This window comes from Maribacter sedimenticola (assembly GCF_900188415.1).
Lineage (GTDB): Bacteria > Bacteroidota > Bacteroidia > Flavobacteriales > Flavobacteriaceae > Maribacter > Maribacter sedimenticola.
Genome location: NZ_FZNV01000009.1, coordinates 48,556 through 66,048 on the forward strand (window position 1 = coordinate 48,556; position 17,493 = coordinate 66,048).

Below are 17,493 nucleotides of genomic sequence, written 5' to 3' on the forward strand. Positions count from 1 at the left end.
ATGATAATTTTTTAAAAAGAAATATTGACAAAAGGTATGATAGGACTGGTGTAAACACTCTCATCGTCATCATACAGTACGTTGTATTTAGCGCCTATGGTAATTTTATTGTTGATATTAAACCCCGCACCTACAAATAGCGCAGATTCCCAAAAGTCATCTTTTACCTCACCCGTAGGGGTTTCTCTAGTGTTGTTCACTTTTAATTGCGCAAATTCCAATAAAGTGGTGAACTTTCGGGTTGGTATGTATTCCGTAATTATATTGGCGCCAAATGTGGTTGTTTTTTGAACATCCTTTATAGATGTATAACTACCTTGAATACCGGCACCTAAATTAAACTTATCGCTTATTGCGTAGCGTAAATTAGGTGATAGGGTAATATTGGTTCCTCCTAAAAAATTAAGGCCAAAACCACAGCCAAATTTTAGTTTAGGTTCAATAGTAGCGGCACTATCAATGACGCTAATATTCGTAGTTTGTGAAAAAGCTTGGTTACAAGTAATACATAAGACTGCAACCAACGTAATTCTTAGGATAGATTTTTTCATTTTCAAAATATGGTTATGTGTTATTTATTTATAGTGCGATAAATATATGATATTTTAAGCTTACCATAATCTAAATGCCATAACCTGCACCATCATCATGGACGGGGCAATCAGTAGTTTTGAGCAATAATAGATAAATAATGCACTTGTAAGATGCACATTTAATCTAATGGGATAGTAAATCTATATTTTTTTGCGCATCATTTGCACCGTAAAGAATCCTAAGGCCATAATAATGATAGTTATAATCGCCCAAAGCCAAACTTTATTTTTAAAAAGTGGTCCTGAGACAATTTGCCCCTTTTTTGCAATTTGCTGTTCATTACCTAAGGTAAGTACTGAAATATTTTGGGAAATATTGTTTTTTATGTTCGTTATATCATAAATGGGATAGCGGTCTGGTGATTTTCCGTAAACTAGGTAATATGATGCTGGTTTTGTAAATCTGGCCGTAAGTGTATGAATATAACCTTTAGTTACGACCTCTTTAATTTCAAGGGGTTGGTTGTCATTGTTTGCAATGATCAGTCTAAATTTTTGGGTAAGGGTACTGGGAATATTAATGATATTAGCCTCCATGGAAGAAAGTGTTCTCTTGGCCAATGTCCTGTAATTATAATGAAAACCTTTATCCGTCTTGGTACTATCCACTAGGTATTGAATGGTAAGTGGTCTATAATAATCTACAGAATTGTCAATTGCCAGCTTTAAAAGGCTTACGGCATATTTATTCTTTAAATCAACATGTATTATAGTATTCTTATTTTCCTCTTGAATTTCTAACTTGTTTTCAGGGTAGGTGTGGTATTCCGGATCTTGTATGGCTCGTTTTAATATTGTGGCAGATTTTAATATGGGTTTTTCAGAGGTGTTTATAGTTATTCTATAGTAGGGAAATTTTGAATTTTTAAATTTTAGATTGGTATAGGAATAATCGGTTTGTTCGTTTACTATGGATAGAATTCTGTAATCTGTTAAAATGTTGAACCATTCCTGTTGGTCTTGACTGCCTTCTAAGCTGATCGTCCAGTTGAAATTTATATTGGCAAAATTCAGCTGTATCTCATTAATGGTTTCCAGTTCGTCCAGTTCATAGGTATAATAATATCCTTTCCGGTCATGCACACTGTTCAGAAGGTTGAAGGGTATGGTTGTATTAGACCTAATTTCTTTGGAAAGACTTAAAAAATACGGAACTTCAATAGTGTCGTTCTGCGTGATTCCATAAATGCGTATATCTGAGAGGTCAGGCTTTACCATTTGAAAACATTCATTTGGAAGGATAATTTTATGCCATTGATCAGATACTCCGTTCAGTGCTACTTTTTTGGAATACGTATTCATTTGCGCAAGGCAAAATGAAGAGATAAGAAAAAAAAGGAAAACGTAAACATTAGTTCTTGGTTTCATCAGCTATGATATGTTTGTATTTATTATATAAAAATGAAATGATCAAAAGCAACACCCCTAAGGAAACAAAAACTATAGTTTTGGAAATGGTGTTCAATGATGAAATATCATAAAAGAATAACTTGATCAGCGTAAAGGAAAACAGGATAATGGCCCCAATACGAAGGTGTTTTTTCTTTTTCCAGATTCCCAGTGCAATGAGTAACAAAGCATATAGTCCCCATAAAATACTTAAACCTAATTTGTAGGATTGTTCAATATTGGATAAATCCAGCCAATTCAATAATTCACTACTGGCAATCCAAATAATGGACAAGTGCATGATAAGTTCAAAAGGTATTTTAAAATTAATCTTTACATGCGATTGTTTGATCAAGGTGTAGATAGTATAGCTTAAAAAAGCAAAGAATGCAATGGCAATATATCGTAAGTAAATGTTATAGGTTCCAATATAATACGTGGTTTCTATATCCCTGGAAATAAAATTTTGTCTTAATTCACTTAACGTATAAAGGCCATTGGTCAAGAATGCGATTATAACGAACAATGCAAAACATAGACTTGCAATACCGAAAATTCTATTTTTAAACTTATAGGATGCCAATAAATTTAGAATACCAGCAAACATAACGGTATAAAGAAGCTTCCAAATACTACCTAAATCAGTTAGGTTATAATTATATTTTGGAAATTCCGAACCGTCCTCAGTACTCAATTTAAGACGGGAAGCTTCAAAGGCGTTGTCCCAGTAGTGTGCAATTTCTAGGTAAAAGGAAAAATAAAAAGTAGCAAGAAGCATTGCCGGTAAGGCAAATGTCATTACTTGCATGGCCATAGATTTTTTTTGGATCGTATATCTATGTAAGATAAAGTTCATGAAGCCCAATGCTAGAATACATAATATGGAGGTCAACATTTTACTGTTGAAGAACGGTGCTATATTGGTATCTCTGTTAGTAAAACTATAATTTAGGTAGGTTTCTGTCCAGTCCATTAATAGGCTAAACAGACATAATAATATTAGGATATAGGATAGGTGTTCATAAAAGGCTATTTTTTTTGTTCTTCCAATATAGAAAAGAAGGGCTGCTTCAGACGCCCAAAGTAGGGTAACCCAATTACCATCTAACTGTACCGGTATGGCAATGGTAATGAATGTCAACACAAAACCGGATGTTAAATAGAACAAGTTTTGGTCGGCTAATTTTCTTTTGTAAATGTATATAGTGACAATAAAATGAACAACAGCATTGGTCAATGTAAAAAGGCCTAAAAAGGATTCCCCGTTTTCATGTTCGTTTATTAGAGAGATACCAAGACCGTAAAATAAAAATGAGTTCAGGATGATCATAACTATATCCGATATCTTAAACTGTTCCGATTTTAATATTTTAAAAGCTAAAAAAGTAATATAGAAGATCAAGAAAAATATGGCTAAAAAAGCAATGGCCATGGTGAACTCTGTAGACTCTCTTGAAAACATAGACCAGCCGCTATATATAAGCCATGTAAAGGCAAAAGAAACATAATACAATGCCTTCCAATATTTTTGAATGGCTATGACCAAAACACCCGTATTGATTATGGCCATATAAGTAAAGAGAACAGCTGCATTTCCAGAATTGTTGCTAAGAAGAAAAGGAACGGCATATGCACCTACTAAACCAATATGTGCTATTATCTGTTTGTTGTAATTCAAGGATGCCGCCACCCCAAACACCGTACATATCAACATTATTGCAAATGCTGTTATTTGATTGAATAATCCATAGAGATCATAGGCTGCAAAAGTAATAAAGTATACTATGGCCAATGCGCCACTTACTAAAACTGCACTGTAGTTCAAGTATTTAGCTTTTAATTTAAAACCAAAACCTAATAGCGCCAGGCCTAGCAAGTAACCCAAAATAATTCTGGTCAAAGGGCTAATAAGGTTATTTTCAATGGAATATTTAGCCCCTATGACCACCCCTATTATAGTAATTAAAATTCCAATTTTATTGATTAGGTTTTCCCCAATGAACTTTTCAATATTAGATTTTGTCTTGCGGGGTTCAGTATTTTTTTTACGCTGTATTTGTTGCGAAGTTTGAATTGCCGCTACTTGTGGTACTGTTTTAGTCTTTTTTATTGGCGGAACCTGGTTAGGGGAAATTGTTTCTTCATTTAATTGTTCCTTTGGTAATGGTATGTTGCTTACGGAAGGACTATTGTCTTTTTCAAATTGTTCCTTTTTAAGAATTTGGATATCCCGTCGTATTTCGTTGACCTGAATATTAAAGTCTTGCTGTTTCTTTAATAATAGTTCCAATTTTTGAAGTAACTCGTTAATTTGGTCTTGGTTGGCCTCCATGCGGTTTGGTTTTAATGCCTCTAGGATTGGTTTCGTTAAAAATAACGTTTAAACCCGCAATTTGTTGGAAAGAGATAAGGGTAGGTCAAAAAATATCCATGAATTAAAAGGAATAATTCATGGATATTCTTTCGTTGATTTCTTATTTAGAACATGCTTACTATACAATTTAACCGTCGTATAAGCCCATAAAATAAAACAATTGTAGCTTTAATGACCCGGTTCTTGGAATCAATGCACCATAAAGAGCGCATTGGCAAAAAATAGTTTGCCATTTTCCCAGAAACCTCTGAACAAAGGATTGTCTATCATATAGATAACCTGACCCTTGCCCATTCGTTGCGTGCCATAAACCAAAGTTTCCGCTATTTTCTTTTTAGCTTCGCTACCGGCAAAGCCAGATACGGGTTCGTTGGCACCTTCGCTTAGGTATACGGCACTACCGTTTTCAAGGTAATTATAGGACCGGTCTCCCAATTTAAGGGTAAAATAAGTATCGCTATATCCATATGCCAGCGGATTTGTATTGTCTACTGTAGCTTTAAAGATGGCACCGGTAATAGCCGATTTGATCTGCTCACGTTCAGAGACTTCAAATGATTCTAGGTTAATGGTAGAATCTTTTTTTGTTTCTTTTTCCTTAATGGCATAATCCTTATCCGATGAAAGTCCATCAATTGCACCGGCCATGGCAATTAATTTTCCGCCTGCTTTAACCCAATCCTTGATCTTTTGTTTGATGTGTTTGTTCAAAAAAGAATTATAACCACGACCATCTGGTAGAATAAGAATATCATATTTAGAAAGGTCTACCTTATGAAAATAAGATTCATCCAAAATGGAAACAGGATAGTTTAATTGCTGCTCAAAGAAATTCCAAATTTCACCAAACCTAAGGGTAGATGTAGGGTTACCGGATAGGACGGCAATGTTCAGGTTTTGAATTACATCAACATAGCTAGAGCCAAAATCTTTTCCGCTTTCTACGAAGCCGGTATTGGTAGCGGTTATTTTTTTCTTGTGGGTAACCGCTGCTTTCTTAAGAATTACGTTGAAATCCTTTACGTTTTTATTGTCACTTTTGGTAATGATGAGGGTTCCGCGTTCATAGGCGTTGCCATCTAAGGTAAATGGTTTATGTGCAAAACGAACCCGTATTTTTTCGCGTAGAAGTTCTGCAAGGAATTTAGCATCTTTCATACTGTTCCAATCCGCTAAGTATGCATAACTATTGGGTGCTATAGCGCTATAGTCGGTATTGTCTTGTACAACACCTACACCGTTGACCGTAGTTTCGCTGGCAATGGCATCAAGACCATAGGCGTATGGTAGGGACCATGCGGTAATGTCATAGGTGACAGAATCGCTTAATTTTGCAATGGGCTCAAACAAGACTTTGACCAAGGTACTTTTTGGTTGGTTAGATGGTATGACCAAACTATTGCCGGAACTTTTAAAGGAACCTGTTTTGGCAGTTTTATAATTGTACCCTTTTACCGTGGTATTTACACCTGCATTATATTTTATTTCATGCTTGTCCAATAAATTGGAAAGAGCCTCTATTTTATCTGGATTTCCGTTTAGGATATAACTTTTGTAGGTATAGCCTTTATCGGCATAGAAATTTTTAAACTCATCGTTTAGCCTGGTAATATTTTTGGATGCCACTTCTACGGTTGAAAGTCCGGTAGTATGATGGTGCAAAATCCTATCCCTCAAAGTAAGCGTATCGCCAATAGCGGTTACAATGCCTAAACCTGCTTGGCCGCTACCACCTTGTTCATAGGTCATTCCTACGCCACCATTGTAGGTAGGGTAGGTATCGCCGTAGCTGGGGTAAAGAAGGTCAAATACCTCTTTGGTAAAATAAAACCATCCATTTTCATCAAAGTATTTGGCGTGGTTTTTACCTATTGTACGTTGAAACTCTCTTTGAAAATTGGTAACCACTTCGTGAAATGGTTCTGCAGCAGGGGCAAAGTAGTAGGGGTTGTCAACTCCTTGCTCGTGAAAGTCAACATGAACGTGAGGTAACCATTTATTAAACTGTACCAAACGTTGTTGGCTTTCTACCTGTGTTAACCAGGCCCAGTCCCTATTTAAATCGAACATGTAATGGTTGCTGCGGCCACTCCACCATCCTTCATGGTGTTCCTTGCTATTGGGGTCTACTTGAAAGGGTGAATTTTTATATTGATTGTACCAATTTACATACCGGTCCCTTCCATCGGGATTAATGCATGGGTCTATTAAAACGACAATATCCTCCAGATAGTCACTCTTTACGGTCAATAGGTCGAATATGGTCTGCATTGACGCCTCTGTGCTAACACTTTCGTTGCCATGTACATTATAGCTCAGCCAAACGATAGCTTTGTTTGGGGCTCCTTCGCCTTTCATACCTTTTAAATGTTCCAATCTAATTTGCTCCAGATTGTCCATATTGGATTTACTCGAGATTGTTGCTAACAACAAAGACCTGCGTTCGTTGGTCTTGCCATATTCCATAAGGTTCATGCGCTGTGGTTCTGCCTGGGCCAAATACTCATAATAATCTACTACTTGATGATGTCTGGTAAATTGGGTTCCCAACTCGTAGCCTAAAAACTCTGAGGGAGATTTCAATTGGGCAATGGCAATACACGGTAATACTAAAAGAAGAAAATGTAATTTTGTTTTCATATGGTCGGTTCTAATCGATACGGCCAAATCTATTAAATTAAATGCTAAACCACCATTTAATGAAGTGTATTTTAGCGAGTAAATAGGTAGTTGGTACTTGAGCTAATTAACGTATTTTTAGGAACAATAAGCCTAAAGGGTTTTATATTTACCTCGTTTTTAATTATTGTATGGATATTGATTGTTTACCCTTAGATAAAACTGGATACTTTTCAAAGCTCATTTGTGATTACATTGCAGAAGATGTAAAATTAAAGCCCTTGTACCATAGATTTCCTTCCATAGAAGGTTTTAAAGGTCAAATTGATGAAAAGAGAAAGAGTTTTACTAAGGAACAGCGCACCATATTATACCGGTCCTTAAGTAATCAATATCAACAGGTAAATGCATCGGAACAAACACGCGAGAATATAGCGTTGTTAAAGGAAGACAATACTTTTACCATAGTAACCGGTCATCAGTTGAACCTTTTTACGGGGCCATTATACTTCTTGTATAAGATAATTTCCACTATAAATCTTGCAAAGGAATTAAAGACTGCGTTTCCTGAAAACAATTTTGTGCCTATATATTGGATGGCTACGGAAGACCATGATTTTGAGGAAATCAATTATTTCAATTACAAAGGCTTAAAATTTCAATGGAACAAAAAGGCCAGTGGTGCGGTAGGTCACTTGTCCACAGAAGGTTTAAATGAAGTCTTTAACTTGTTCGCAAATACTATTGGTGACAGTAAAAATGCACAAGATTTAAAAGAGCTGTTTGAGGCTTCATATCTTGAACATGATAATTTAACCGATGCTACCCGGTACTTGGCCAATGAATTATTTTCCCAATATGGATTGGTTGTAGTTAATGGGGATGACAAGGAATTGAAAAAGATGCTGGTGCCTTTTATGAAGAAGGATATTTTTGAGCAAATAGCTTTTGATAAAGTATCTGCCACTATCGTTGACTTGGAAAAGTTGTCTATGGACTATACCGTACAAGTGAATCCGCGTGAAATCAATTATTTTTATTTGGCGGATGGTGTTCGTGGGCGAATTGTGGAAAGTAAGGGTAAGTATTATGTAAATGATACGGAACTTTCATTTACCAAGGAAGAACTGGTACATGAGATGGAAAATTCACCAGAAAGGTTTTCACCCAATGTTATTGCACGGCCGCTCTACCAAGAAGTAATATTACCTAATCTCTGTTACATAGGCGGTGGGGGTGAAATAGCATATTGGTTGGAGCTTAAGAGCACTTTCCAAGCAATGAACGTACCTTTTCCTATTTTGTTGGTCAGAAATTCAGCATTGCTGATTACGGATAAACAGGCCGATAAGCTTGCCCGAATGAAAATTTCCAAGTCCGATCTGTTCTTAAAACAAAGTAGTCTTATCAATAAAAAGATAAGGGAAATTTCTAATATAGATATTGATTTTACACCCCAAAAAAAGGCATTGGAAGCACAATTTGAGGCTTTATATGACTTGGCGGAAAAAACGGACAAATCTTTTTTAGGAGCGGTAAAGGCCCAAGAGGTCAAGCAAAAAAAAGGATTGGATGCTTTGGAAAAACGTCTGTTAAAAGCACAGAAAATAAAATTGAAAGATCATGTAATTAGGTTAACGGAAATACAGAATGAACTTTTCCCCAGACAATCCTTGCAAGAGCGTAACCTTAATTTTGCTGAATTTTATCTAGCATATGGTAAGGAATTAATACCAATGTTAGTCAAGGCATTGCAGCCCTTGTCGTTAGATTTTACTGTGATAACCTGTACATAATGGTAGGCAAAGGCGATTCTGGATATAAGGTAGCCCTGCTTGCATTTATTTCTTTTCTGGCAATTACCGGAATCACCTTGTTAAAAAGCGCCTTGGAATTGGAAGATGCCGAACAGGCCTATTATACCCAATGGTTAAGATTAGGTTATGATGATCAACCTCCCTTATATACGTGGGTCCAATATGGTATCAACAAAATCATTGGTGTACATAAGATAGCGTTTTCTTTATTTCGTGGGGTGCTTTTTGCATTGACCTTATTAGTCCTATATAGATTTGCATTGGTACGGTTAAAATATAATACCAAGGCGCAATTGGCAACCTTACTATTGGTATTGGTGCCGGTATGTATAGATTTTATGTTTAGAAGGTTGTCACATACCAGTTTGTTGTGCATAGCTATAATTGGCACCTATTTTTGCGTACATCAATTAATAAAATATAAAACATATCCGTACTACGTTTTGCTGGGTCTTTTGGTAGGTGTTGGAATCTTGTCCAAATATAATTTTGTGTTTTTTTTAATCACATTATTGGTGGTTTCCATTTGGGATAAAAAACTTTTTTCGGCAATTTGGAATATCCGTGTATTAATTTCCATAATAATCGCCTTGGCCATAATCTATCCACATATATCTTGGTTATTGGGCTCCTCAGGATATCAAGTTTTCCTATCGGAAAGTATTCAGGAAAAGGTTATGGGCAATACCATAAAGCCCACATTTTCATTACTACCGGTACTTACTTTTCTCAAGGGAATATTGGCTTTGGTATACATAATGCTGATCGTTTTGGCTTTAGGCTTCTTTTTTAAAGTTTTAACCTTTAAAAAGCCTGTCAACAGTTGGTTTTTAAAAATGGCAATAATCCAGTTTCTTGTATTGCTGTTGTTTTTCGTAATATTTCAGACCCAGAAAGTAGAGACTAGGTGGCTTTTGCCACTGTTCATACCCTTTACCATTTTATTGATGGAGTCCATTGAATTAAAAAATGGAATGAAGGTCGTTAAAATAGGATATTGGTTATTTTATAGTGTACTATTTGCCCAAGTGGTCAGAACACCTTTGGAGCAATTGCTGCAGATTAAGTCTTCTGTTCAATATGGATTTCATCCTGTCGCAAAAATGTTGGAGAATAAGTATCCTAATGATCAATGGACGTTGCCTAATGTTACCTATGCAGGAAATATACGTTTATTACAACCGGGACGTACTATCATAGCCCAAGATGATTATTCGTATGAGGATAAGCATACCGGAGAACCTAAACTTCAAGTGTCATTTAACAAACCCGCTAATGGGCAGTATGTAGTTATGGACAGCATTCTTGATTTTGGGAAGGAAAAGCAGAATATTTATTTTTATTCCGCTTTAGGGAACTAAAAATGTGCTGCTCCAGGTATCCTGTTTCTTTTCAAAGGCTATTCGTATATGATGAGGTCTTTTAAGTTTTAGGAATTCCATTTTTTGTGGCACAACATCGATCATGGTAAAATAATGACCATCGTTTAAGTATTCAATAGTACTAGGATTGGTTATTTTACTACTAGGACTATGTTGGGTTATATAATCCCGCCGACTATTAGGCTGTATGTTGTTCCATGTATCCTTTAATCGTTCAACATCCTTTACAATATGTGCTTGTCCTTCAACCTTTATCTGCAATAATTTATCAGGATGGTACATAAGTAGACCAATTTGATCGTTCAACATTAAATTACTTATTTTTTGGGACCTGCTATCGGTATAAAAGGTCAGTTTTAAATCATTGGTGACCTCACGCAAGACAACGGTACATAATCTGGGTATGGCATTATGACCAACGGTTGCTAGGGAAATGGTTCTAAATGGATGTCCATGCTCATTGACTCCATTGAATATTTCATTGCGCATTTCCTCAAAAAAGACATCGGACATTGTATTTTTTTGTTAAAGTTAAAAATAAAAGCCAAGTAGGGTAGGGTAAAGCTTTATGTAGTTGTTATATAGAAAATGGCTATGAAAATTAAATTTTGATTTTTTTTGGTTTGAAGTTGGTTTAGATTTAGTTGAAAAGCTCAGGGTGGTTCCTGGGCTTTTTGTTTAAAGTCATGTAAGGAATTAAAAAATAATACGACAAAAGGGTTGAATACAGATTGTTATGAAAAAGATTATTCTTTTTATTGTATTCAAATTAATGGTTGGTTGATTAGAAAGCCCGGTTGATTACCGGGCTTTTGTTTTATGGAAATTAGGCATAAGGAAACTGTAGTTGGTTTTGATCCAGATCCTTGCAAACGATTAATTAAAGTTAAGGAATTACTTTACCTTGTATTCCAATCTCATGGTTATTGATGCGGTTTTGTTTTTGGAGGACGTATTGTAAGCTCCGCCCCAACTATAATCTTCTCCAGAATTTTGACCGGTAATTTGAAATACACCCATATTTGCAGATACAAGGTCTCCTAAACCACTACCCGCATTTTCAGCTATCTTTTCTGCACGTATTCGCGCGTCTTCCGTGGCTTTGGAAATCATTTCAATCTTAAGGTCGGCTAATTTGGTATAATAATATCTTGGAGGGTATGAGTTAAATTGTACCCCTTTATTGAGCAGTTCTGTAATTTCACGGGATACCCCTTCAATTAATGCCACGTCTTCAGATTCTATTTTTAAGGTTTGGGTCAGTTGATAACCCCTAAAGATACTGCCTACATAATTTCCGTTGTCATATTGATTGTCACGCATTTCTGTAGTCTGTACACTGTTGAAAATGATATTTTCTGCAGGAATACCTTTAGAAGTCAGATATTGCCTTACGATTTCCTTATCATTGTTCAATTGGTCAAATGCGGTTTTCAATACTGTGCTATTAGATGAAAATTGTCCCTCCCATACAATAAGGTCAGAGGTAAAATTTTCGTTCCCCAGCCCGGTTACCGAAATAATCTGTGGAGGGTTGGCCCTACGCACATAAGCATTTCCTAGGAAAAAGGCTGCAATGATTATTGCCGCTCCAAAAATTATAGCACTTACATTTTTCATAAAAAAAATTGAAATGAAGTTTAAATATAACCAAAAGATACTTTTCAAGAACCGTCAATTTGCTATTTTTGCCCATGCAAAATAAAGTCCTAATATTAGATTTTGGTTCACAGTATACCCAATTGATCGGTAGACGCGTTCGTGAGCTCAACATTTTTTCTGAAATCAAGCCATATAATAAATTGCCAGAGGACCTTTCCGGTTATAAGGCGGTAATCTTGTCTGGATCTCCTTTATCCGTTAGGGGAGATGATGCTGCTCACCCGGACCTATCTGCCATTAGGGGTAAAAAGCCGTTGTTGGGAGTTTGCTACGGCGCTCAGTATTTGGCCCATTTTAATGGGGGTAGTGTAGAAAAATCCAATACTAGGGAATATGGTAGGGCAAACCTTAGCTTTGTTAAGGGTAATGAACCGTTTTTTGATAAGGTAGACGCAGGTAGCCAAGTATGGATGAGCCATGCGGATACTATCAAGCATCTACCGGAAAATACAACCCTTTTGGCAAGTACGCATGATGTTGAAAATGCAGCGTTTAAATTTGAAGGAGAGGAAACCTATGCTATCCAGTTTCACCCAGAGGTATACCATTCTACGGATGGAAAACAGGTTCTGGAAAACTTTTTGGTGAAAATTGCCGGAATGGAACAGACGTGGACCCCAGATGCATTTGTGGACAAGACCGTTGCGGAGTTGAAACAAAAAATTGGAAACGAAAAAGTTATTTTAGGATTGTCCGGAGGGGTTGATTCTTCCGTGGCGGCCGTATTGCTGCATAAGGCTATTGGCAAGAACCTTCATTGTATTTTCGTTAATAATGGCCTCTTGCGTAAAAATGAATTTACAGATGTATTGAAGCAATATGAGGGCATGGGTCTAAATGTAAAGGGTGTGGATGCTTCGGCACGCTTTTTGGATGATTTGGCTGGGGAGAGCGATCCGGAAACCAAAAGGAAAACTATAGGACGTGTATTTATTGAGGTGTTCGATGATGAATCGCATTTAGTGGAAAATGCAACTTGGTTGGCACAAGGTACCATTTACCCAGATGTCATTGAGTCAGTGTCCGCAACCGGTGGCCCTTCGCAAACTATTAAAAGCCACCATAATGTAGGTGGTTTGCCAGATTTTATGAAGTTAAAAGTGGTAGAGCCCTTAAAAATGTTGTTCAAGGATGAGGTTCGTAGGGTAGGTGCAAGTTTGGGAATAGATAAGTCGTTGTTAGGCAGGCATCCGTTTCCTGGGCCAGGGTTGGCAATTCGTATCCTTGGGGATATCACCCCGGAAAAAGTGGCGATCTTACAAGAAGTAGATGCCATTTTTATCAATGGACTTAAGGAATGGGGGTTATATGATAAAGTGTGGCAGGCAGGAGCCATGTTGTTGCCGGTAAATAGTGTGGGGGTAATGGGAGATGAGCGTACGTACGAAAAATGTGTTGCACTTAGAGCTGTAGAAAGTACGGACGGTATGACTGCAGATTGGGTTAATCTTCCATATGAGTTTTTGCAAAAAACCTCAAATGATATCATCAATAAAGTCCCTGGCGTCAATCGTGTCGTATATGATATAAGTTCAAAACCGCCAGCAACAATAGAATGGGAATAATATGAAATATATAGTAAATCAGCTTTATCTAATTTGTGCTTTTTGCTTTTTGGTTTCGTGTACCGCATTGGGCCAAAAGTTCAATACACATGAAGTAAAATCCGGAGAGACCTTGGAGAGTATTTCCAAGATGTATGGTGTTTCCCCTGCTAATATTTTACAGTACAATAAAGAGATTAAAGCTGGTCAAGCTTTAAGGCCAAATACAATATTGGTCGTTCCGGGGGCAAAAGTCGCTTCCCGGACCACAGATGCCGTATCGGTACTCAATAAGAATATAATGCAGGATTCCGTCACTGTTAGGGAGCCTATCGGGTTTACTACGCACAGGGTAAGAAAAAAGGAAACTATATTTGGAATTACCCAGCAGTATAAGATTACGGAAGATGAGCTCAAAAAATATAATAAGGTACTGTATGCTTCTCCGCTTCAGAAAAAGATGGAACTGCGCATTCCAAAATTTAAGGCACCTGCTGTGGTAGAAAATCCTTTGAATTCTGATGATTATGAAAAGTATATCGTTGCACCAAAGGAGACAAGATGGAGTATTGCCCATAAATATGGAATAACCATTGACAGTATGTTGGTGCTTAACCCTGGCTTGTCCAAGACAAACAATTATTTGTCCGAAGGGTATGAGCTGTTAATGCCAAAAATTGCGGGCAGTACAGTTTCTAATCAGGTAACGGAGCTTTTTATTTCTTACACCGTACCTGCTAAAATGAATTTTTATAGACTGGAACAGGAATTTGGTGTAAAGTCCGATGAAATAGTTCGTTTAAATCCGGAAATAACCGAACGTGGTGGACTTAAGGAGGGTATGGTTATTAGAATTCCGGAAAAAAAGGTTGATCCCGGTGTCATCAATACCGATAATTACATCTTCTATGAGGTAAAGCCAAAACAGAATGAATTCAGGTTGACCAGAAAATTTGGAATGACATGGGCAGAACTTACCCAACTGAACCCAGATTTAAAGGATGGTCTAAAGGCTGGGATGATCTTGAAATTGCCAAAGGACAATGTGGGGGATTATGAAGTGCGTAATTCGTTGGTTTTGGACAAGGTTAATTTATTGGATAGCATCAATGTAGCCATTACACCTAAAGTTTTGTTCCTATTGCCGTTTCGTTTAGATAAGTTGAATTTGGCGGATAAAGAAGGGACGGAAAAAGTAATTGATTCCAGAAATAGCTTAAAATATAGTCTTGGGCTTTATTCCGGGGCATTGGTGGCAATAGATTCCTTGCAGTCCTTGGGCGTTTCTGTCCATGTGAAAACTTTGGACAATCAGTTGGACCTAATGCATACCAAAAAAATACTTCAGGCAGAAAATTTAGGAAGTTACAATGCCATTTTTGGACCATTGGATATTGCTTCTTTAAAAGAAACTGCGGTGCAGGCCTCCAAATACAATATTCCTGTAGTAGCGCCTGTTCCCGCAAAGAGCGATATAAGTCTGGACAACGTATTTTTCTCCTATACCAATGAAGATGTGCTGGTAGATCATATGTTGGATTATGTGGAAGGAACACATACCAATGAAACCATTTTGGTCATTGCCGATGAAAAAAGCAGGAATAGGCAAAAGGCAATTTTGGACCATTTCCCTACTGCCAAGGTTGTTGTAGTCAAGGAAGAGGAAAAAAATATAGGTATTAATAGGGATAAGTTACAGACCTTACTTTCAAATAAGGTTCCAAACTGGGTTTTTGTAGAATCGGAAAATTATAGATTGGTTGCCAGTGTGGTATCCATTTTAAATTCCTTCAACAATACAGCTTTTGACCCCCTGTCGGATAAGGATAAGGTTAAGGTGCGCATGTTTACAACAGATATGAATTCTGCATTTGAAAACGATGTTATATCCAACACTCATCTTTCCAATTTAAATTTCACCTATCCATCGGTAAATCGTGTGGTGGGCAATAATTCATTTGTGGAACGTTACAGAAAACGTTTTGGTGACGATCCGGACCGTTATGCGGTAAGAGGCTTTGACCTGACCTATGATTTGTTGTTGAAACTAGCCTATAAAAATGATTTGATAGATGTATCAAGGTTTATTGGAGAAACGGAATATAACGGCAATAAGTTCGATTATGAACGTAAGGGAATTTCCGGTTATTATAACCAAGCTTCCTATATCATGATGATGGATGATTTAAGAATAAAGGAATTGAAATAACATGATGGCAAAAGTAACCTATAACGGCAATTTAAGAACGGAATGTATACATGTTAAATCCGGTAGTTCCTTTGTAACGGACGCCCCTGTTGACAATAATGGTCTAGGGCAAGCATTTTCGCCTACCGATACCGTAGCCACGGGTTTGGCAAGCTGCATGCTTACTATGATGGGCATTAAGGCAAAAGGTCTGGAAGTTGCATTAGAGGGTTCTACAGCGGATGTAACCAAACATATGTCCCCTTCGCCAAGAAGAATTTCAAAAATTGAAGTAGAGCTACATTTACCGGCTCAAGTTTCGGGTAAAGACAGGAAAATATTGGAACATACGGCCAATACCTGTCCCGTGCTATACAGCCTTCATCCTGATACAGAGAAAGTAATAACCTATCATTGGGATCTATAAATCAAATTAAGCTCGGAGTGCTATTTCTGTTGGCTCAGGTTGTATGGGTCTATGGCCAAGAGCAAATACCTTGGAGTCCGGATTTCAGACTAAATTGGGCTAATTTTAAAGGAGATGTGCCTAATGGGGCAAATGCGGCTGCCACTACCGCAAGTGGTATTAGCTATGATTTTTCTACTTATCATGAAGGCGGGGATATGAAGGTGAATTTTAATGTGCATGCTTATTTTTATCCTACACGTTCTTGGTATAGGCCAAAAGTTTGTAATGACAATACCTTATTGCACGAACAACTGCATTTTAATATTACAGAACTTTATGCTCGAAAGCTCAGAGCGCGTCTGCAAAATGCAAGTTTTGGAAAGAATATAAAGGAGGAAGTGCGCAAAATATATAAGGCTACTTTACGTCAGTTAAATGATTTTCAGAACAAATATGATGCAGAGACCAATTATTCCAGGAATTTAACCGTTCAGGAAAGATGGGTGGGCGAGATTGAAGCTGCTTTAAAACAATAATTTTTATAAGTAAAAAAGGCACCTTTAGAAAGGTGCCTTTTTTGATAACTCTTAGGAAAATATTTATACATCACAAATGGTAACCCCCTGTTTTAAGGCGGCTAGTTTGTCTTCCCAGCTGGGCACAAATTCTTGTGCCACATGACCTGTGTAACCGGTTTCAACAATAGCTTTCATTACGGCAGGATAAAATATTTCCTGGGTCTCATCAATTTCATGACGACCAGGGTTGCCTCCCGTATGATAGTGACCATAATATTGGTGGTAGTCTTGGATATTCCTAATAATATCACCTTCCATAATTTGCATGTGGTAGATATCATATAATAATTTAAAATTTTCAGAACCTATGGTTTCACAAAGAGAAACGCCCCATTCAGAGGTGTCGCACATATAATCCTTATGGTTGATCTTACTGTTTAAAAGTTCCATTTGCAAAACTACACCGTGTTTTTCGGCCAATGGCATCAATTGTTTTAGTCCCTTTGCACAGTTACGTAAGCCTACCATATCGTCCATACCATTTCTATTTCCGCTAAAACAAATAAGATTGGTATATCCGGCCTCGGCAACCAATGGGATTACGCGCTCATAATCTGCAATAAGTTCATCATGAAGTTTTGGGTCGTTCCAGCCTTCTACAATACCTTTTCCAGCGCCCCAACACATGGAGGCATGAATATTGTATTTTTTTAATAAAGGAAACTCGTCTGGACCTACCAGGTCAATGGATCTAATGTCCATTGCTACCAAATGTTTAAGAAAATCTTCAAAAGGAATGGAATCATAGCACCAATAACATACGCTATGATTAATATTGTATTTTAATTTAGGGGATAGATTTTTATTTTCATTGTTGGCCATTGCTGCTGAGGTTGTTAAGAATCCAACAGAGGCAGCTGCTGATGTTCCAATAAAATTTCTTCTTTTCATGTTGTTTAAGTTGATGATTCCTTAAAGATAATTTTTTTAGATTTAAA

At 37.1% G+C, this 17,493-nt stretch carries 13 protein-coding genes; 6 read left to right on the forward strand and 7 right to left on the reverse strand.

Annotation, left to right across the window (positions count from 1 at the left end; all coding sequences use genetic code 11):
- Positions 1-11: 11 nt before the first annotated feature.
- The 4 genes from CHB68_RS16870 to CHB68_RS16885 form a co-directional block, all read right to left on the reverse strand.
- The gene (locus CHB68_RS16870; RefSeq protein WP_089262826.1) at positions 12-551 is read right to left on the reverse strand and encodes a hypothetical protein; all 540 of its coding nucleotides are present in this window, start codon (positions 549-551) and stop codon (positions 12-14) included.
- 183 nt (positions 552-734) lie between these two features.
- Entirely contained in the window at positions 735-1,895 is a 1,161-nt protein-coding gene (locus CHB68_RS16875; protein ID WP_179213225.1) for a DUF3999 family protein, read from the reverse strand.
- Positions 1,896-1,944: 49 nt separating this feature from the next.
- Positions 1,945-4,314 carry a DUF2339 domain-containing protein gene (locus CHB68_RS16880; protein ID WP_089262830.1) on the reverse strand — a complete coding sequence of 790 codons (2,370 nt, stop codon included), beginning with the start codon at positions 4,312-4,314 and terminating at the stop codon, positions 1,945-1,947.
- Positions 4,315-4,545: 231 nt separating this feature from the next.
- Positions 4,546-6,996 carry a M14 family metallopeptidase gene (locus CHB68_RS16885; RefSeq protein WP_089262832.1) on the reverse strand — a complete coding sequence of 817 codons (2,451 nt, stop codon included), beginning with the start codon at positions 6,994-6,996 and terminating at the stop codon, positions 4,546-4,548.
- Positions 6,997-7,166: 170 nt separating this feature from the next.
- Between CHB68_RS16885 and bshC the strand changes: the two genes are divergently transcribed.
- Together bshC and CHB68_RS16895 are read left to right on the forward strand one after the other, a co-directional pair.
- Positions 7,167-8,771 (forward strand): bacillithiol biosynthesis cysteine-adding enzyme BshC, encoded by a 1,605-nt coding sequence (bshC, locus tag CHB68_RS16890; protein ID WP_089262834.1) that lies wholly within the window; start codon positions 7,167-7,169, stop codon positions 8,769-8,771.
- Positions 8,771-10,153: an ArnT family glycosyltransferase gene (locus CHB68_RS16895; protein ID WP_089262836.1), complete on the forward strand. Its 1,383-nt coding sequence runs from the start codon at positions 8,771-8,773 to the stop codon at positions 10,151-10,153. The genes bshC and CHB68_RS16895 overlap by 1 nt, the downstream gene beginning before the upstream one ends.
- Here CHB68_RS16895 and CHB68_RS16900 read toward each other — a convergent pair.
- Together CHB68_RS16900 and CHB68_RS16905 are read right to left on the reverse strand one after the other, a co-directional pair.
- Positions 10,142-10,687, reverse strand: a complete 546-nt coding sequence (locus tag CHB68_RS16900) for a pyridoxamine 5'-phosphate oxidase family protein (protein ID WP_089262838.1) — start codon at positions 10,685-10,687, stop codon at positions 10,142-10,144. The genes CHB68_RS16895 and CHB68_RS16900 overlap by 12 nt on opposite strands.
- 381 nt (positions 10,688-11,068) lie before the next feature.
- A complete protein-coding gene (locus CHB68_RS16905) occupies positions 11,069-11,794 on the reverse strand; it encodes an SIMPL domain-containing protein (RefSeq protein WP_089262840.1) in 726 nt (241 codons plus the stop codon).
- Between the two features lie 74 nt (positions 11,795-11,868).
- Between CHB68_RS16905 and guaA the strand changes: the two genes are divergently transcribed.
- Genes guaA through CHB68_RS16925 form a run of 4 tightly spaced genes read left to right on the forward strand, consistent with a single transcriptional unit; the run spans position 11,869 to position 16,513 of the window.
- The gene (gene guaA, locus CHB68_RS16910; protein ID WP_089262842.1) at positions 11,869-13,401 is read left to right on the forward strand and encodes a glutamine-hydrolyzing GMP synthase; all 1,533 of its coding nucleotides are present in this window, start codon (positions 11,869-11,871) and stop codon (positions 13,399-13,401) included.
- A 1-nt stretch (position 13,402) separates the two neighbouring features.
- Positions 13,403-15,589, forward strand: coding sequence for a LysM peptidoglycan-binding domain-containing protein (locus tag CHB68_RS16915; RefSeq protein ID WP_089262844.1), 2,187 nt, complete (start codon positions 13,403-13,405; stop codon positions 15,587-15,589).
- 1 nt (position 15,590) lies between these two features.
- The gene (locus CHB68_RS16920) at positions 15,591-15,995 is read left to right on the forward strand and encodes an OsmC family protein (RefSeq protein ID WP_089262846.1); all 405 of its coding nucleotides are present in this window, start codon (positions 15,591-15,593) and stop codon (positions 15,993-15,995) included.
- On the forward strand, positions 15,983-16,513 hold the full coding sequence (locus tag CHB68_RS16925) for a DUF922 domain-containing protein (protein ID WP_089262848.1): 531 nt from the start codon (positions 15,983-15,985) through the stop codon (positions 16,511-16,513). Before CHB68_RS16920 ends, CHB68_RS16925 begins: the two co-directional genes overlap by 13 nt.
- A gap of 63 nt (positions 16,514-16,576) precedes the next feature.
- On the opposite strand, the gene CHB68_RS16930 is transcribed toward CHB68_RS16925, so the two are convergent.
- On the reverse strand, positions 16,577-17,446 hold the full coding sequence (locus CHB68_RS16930) for a hydroxypyruvate isomerase family protein (RefSeq protein WP_089262850.1): 870 nt from the start codon (positions 17,444-17,446) through the stop codon (positions 16,577-16,579).
- Between the last annotated feature and the right edge of the window lie 47 nt (positions 17,447-17,493).